We start from the raw sequence: 2,930 nt of genomic DNA, 5'->3' as shown, positions 1-2,930 counted from the left end.
GGGGGTATGGTCCATGGCCGACGGTCTCACCAAGTCGGCGGCCCGCAACATCTTCTATGGCGGGTCGCTGTTCTTCTTTCTGCTGTTTGCCGCGCTGACGGCCCACAGCCACTGGTACATGGTCAACACGTCCACCGACAGCGAGGGGCTCACCGAGTCCGTCAAGCACGGCAAGGAAGTGTGGGAAAAGAACATGTGCATCAATTGCCACAGCATCTTGGGCGAGGGGGCCTACTTCGCGCCGGAGCTGGGCAATGTCTGGGAGCGCTACGGGGGACACCAGAATCCGGAAGCGGCCCGGGCGGGTCTCGCCGCCTGGATCCGCGCCCAGCCGCTGGGGGCCGAGGGACGCCGCCAGATGCCGGCCTACGACTTCACCGAGGAGGAGATGCAGGCGCTGATCGACTTCCTGGAGTGGACCGACGGTATCGACGCCCAGGACTGGCCGCCGACGCCCGCCGGCTGAGCCGCCTGACCGCCGATCGCGGATGACTCAAGGAGAACGACACCGATGAAATACGAAACCCAGAAGGTGGCGCTGCCATTCTTCATGGTGGCCATGGCGCTCTTCGCGTTGCAGATCGTCTTCGGGCTGCTGGCCGCCACCGTCTATGCCTGGCCCAACTTCATGGCCGAGCTGATGCCCTTCAACATCATGCGCGTCAGCCATACCAACCTGCTGATCGTCTGGCTGCTGCTCGGCTTCATGGGCTGCACCTACTACCTGATGCCCGAGGAGGCCGAGCAAGAGATCCACAGCCCCACCCTCGCCTACCTCCAGCTGGCGCTCTTCGCCTTCGCCGGGGCCGCCGCCCTGGTCGGCTACCAGTTCGGGATCCACGAGGGGCGAGAGTTCCTGGAGCAGCCCTTCTGGGTGAAGGTGCTGATCACCATCTCCTTCCTGATGTTCCTGTTCAACACCAGCATGACGCTGGCCAAGGGCCGCCGCACCGCCATCAACCTGGTGCTGATGCTGGGCCTGTGGCTGGCCGCGGTGTTCTGGCTGTTCGCCTTCTACAACCCCTCCAACCTCGCCGTGGACAAGCTCTACTGGTGGTGGGTCGTGCACCTCTGGGTCGAGGGCGTGTGGGAGCTGATCATGGCGGCGCTGCTGGGCTACCTGCTGATCAAGATGACCGGGGTCGACCGCGAGGTGATCGAGAAGTGGCTCTACATCATCGTCGGCCTGTCGCTCTTCTCGGGCCTGCTGGGCACCGGCCATCACTACTACTGGATCGGTGCGCCGAGCTACTGGCAGCCCATCGGCAGCATCTTCTCCACCCTGGAGGTGATCCCCTTCTTCGCCATGGTGGTGTTCGCCTTCACCATGTTCTGGAAGGGCAGCCGTAACCACCCCAACAAGGCTGCCATGCTGTGGGCCCTGGGTTGCCCGACCGTGGCCTTCTTCGGCGCCGGCGTGTGGGGCTTCATGCACACCCTGCACTGGATCAACTACTACAGCCACGGCACCCAGGTCACCGCCGCCCACGGCCACCTGGCCTTCTACGGGGCCTACGTGATGCTGATCCTCGGCGTGATCACCTTCGCCATGCCGCAGCTTCGCCGCGTTCAGCCCTACAACCAGGTGCTGAACATGTGGGGCTTCTGGATCATGACCGGCGGCATGTGCTTCATGACCTTCACGCTGACCTTTGCCGGTGTCGTCCAGACCCACCTGCAGCGCGTGCTGGGCATGAACTACATGGAGGTGCAGGACCAGCTCGGCCTCTTCTACATGATGCGCCTGGGCGCCGGTATCGCGGTGGCCGTGGGGGCGGTGATGCTGATCTATGCCTTCTTCGGCCCGGCCCGCGAGCAGGTGCCGGCCGGCGGCACCCAGCTGACCGCAGGCCCCGGGCCTGCCTGACCTCCCGAGGGCCCATCGGGGCCCTCGTCCGTTCACCCAGACGGGAGTGACCTCAACATGCCCCTTTCCCCCGTGGCCGCCAACGCCAGCGAGCAAGAGATTCCCTACTACCAGAGCGTCGGCAACGAGTGCGCCATGTTCGAGCAGGCGTTCCAGCAGCGCCTGCCGCTGCTGCTCAAGGGGCCGACCGGCTGTGGCAAGACCCGTTTCGTCGGCCACATGGCGGCGAGACTCGGCAAGCCGCTGTTCACCGTTTCCTGCCACGATGATCTGACCGCCGCCGACCTGACGGGGCGCTACCTGCTGCAGGGGGGCGAGACTCGCTGGGTCGACGGTCCCCTGACCCGGGCGGTGCGAGAAGGCGGCATCTGCTACCTCGACGAGGTGGTGGAAGCGCGCAAGGACGTCACCGTGGTGATGCACCCGCTCACCGACGACCGCCGCCTGCTCCCACTGGAGCGGACCGGCGAGCTTCTCGAGGCGCCGGACGACTTCATGCTGGTGGTCTCCTACAACCCCGGCTATCAGCACATCCTCAAGTCCCTGAAACCGAGCACCCGGCAGCGCTTCGTGGCGATGTCCTTCGGCTTCCCGCCCTCCCAGGTGGAGCGCGACATCGTGGCCCGAGAGAGCGGCCTGCCGGCCGACCAGTGCGCCGCCCTGGTCAATCTGGCAGTCAGCCTGCGCGACATGAAGGGGCAGGACCTGGAGGAGGGCGTCTCCACCCGCCTGTTGGTCTACTGCGCGACCCTGATCCGGGCTGGCATGCCGATCCTCGATGCCGCGCGTGCCACCCTGGTGGAGCCGCTCTCCGACGATGCGGACGTCCAGGAGGGACTGATGGAAGCCATTCAGGCCACCTTCGGTTGAACATGGGGCAAGGTTGTAGGCCCGGTAAGCGACAGAGCACCGGGCAATGGCCAGCGTCGAGCCTGTAATGCCGGATGCGCCTTCGGCTTATCCAGCCTACAACTGATCACACGTCAAGCAGGAGCGCGTAAATGCTGGACTTTCTTGAGGTCGAGGAGACCGTCGGCCGCTTCTGGCACCGCTGGGCGTCCGG

Annotated in this window: 3 protein-coding genes; all 3 read left to right on the top strand. The window is 65.4% G+C overall.

The window, feature by feature from the left end; translation table 11 throughout:
* Positions 1–466 (top strand): cytochrome c (locus RI841_RS08515; protein WP_310705162.1); only part of this gene is annotated, 466 nt, incomplete at its 5' end.
* 45 nt (positions 467–511) lie between these two features.
* The gene (locus tag RI841_RS08510; protein ID WP_310705161.1) at positions 512–1,867 is read left to right on the top strand and encodes a cbb3-type cytochrome c oxidase subunit I; all 1,356 of its coding nucleotides are present in this window, start codon (positions 512–514) and stop codon (positions 1,865–1,867) included.
* Positions 1,868–1,924: 57 nt separating this feature from the next.
* Positions 1,925–2,737, top strand: coding sequence for a CbbQ/NirQ/NorQ/GpvN family protein (locus RI841_RS08505; RefSeq protein ID WP_310705159.1), 813 nt, complete (start codon positions 1,925–1,927; stop codon positions 2,735–2,737).
* The last annotated feature ends 193 nt before the right edge of the window (positions 2,738–2,930 follow it).

This window comes from Halomonas sp. (assembly GCF_031581305.1).
GTDB lineage: Bacteria > Pseudomonadota > Gammaproteobacteria > Pseudomonadales > Halomonadaceae > Halomonas.
This window is presented reverse-complemented; position numbering and strand designations above follow the sequence as displayed.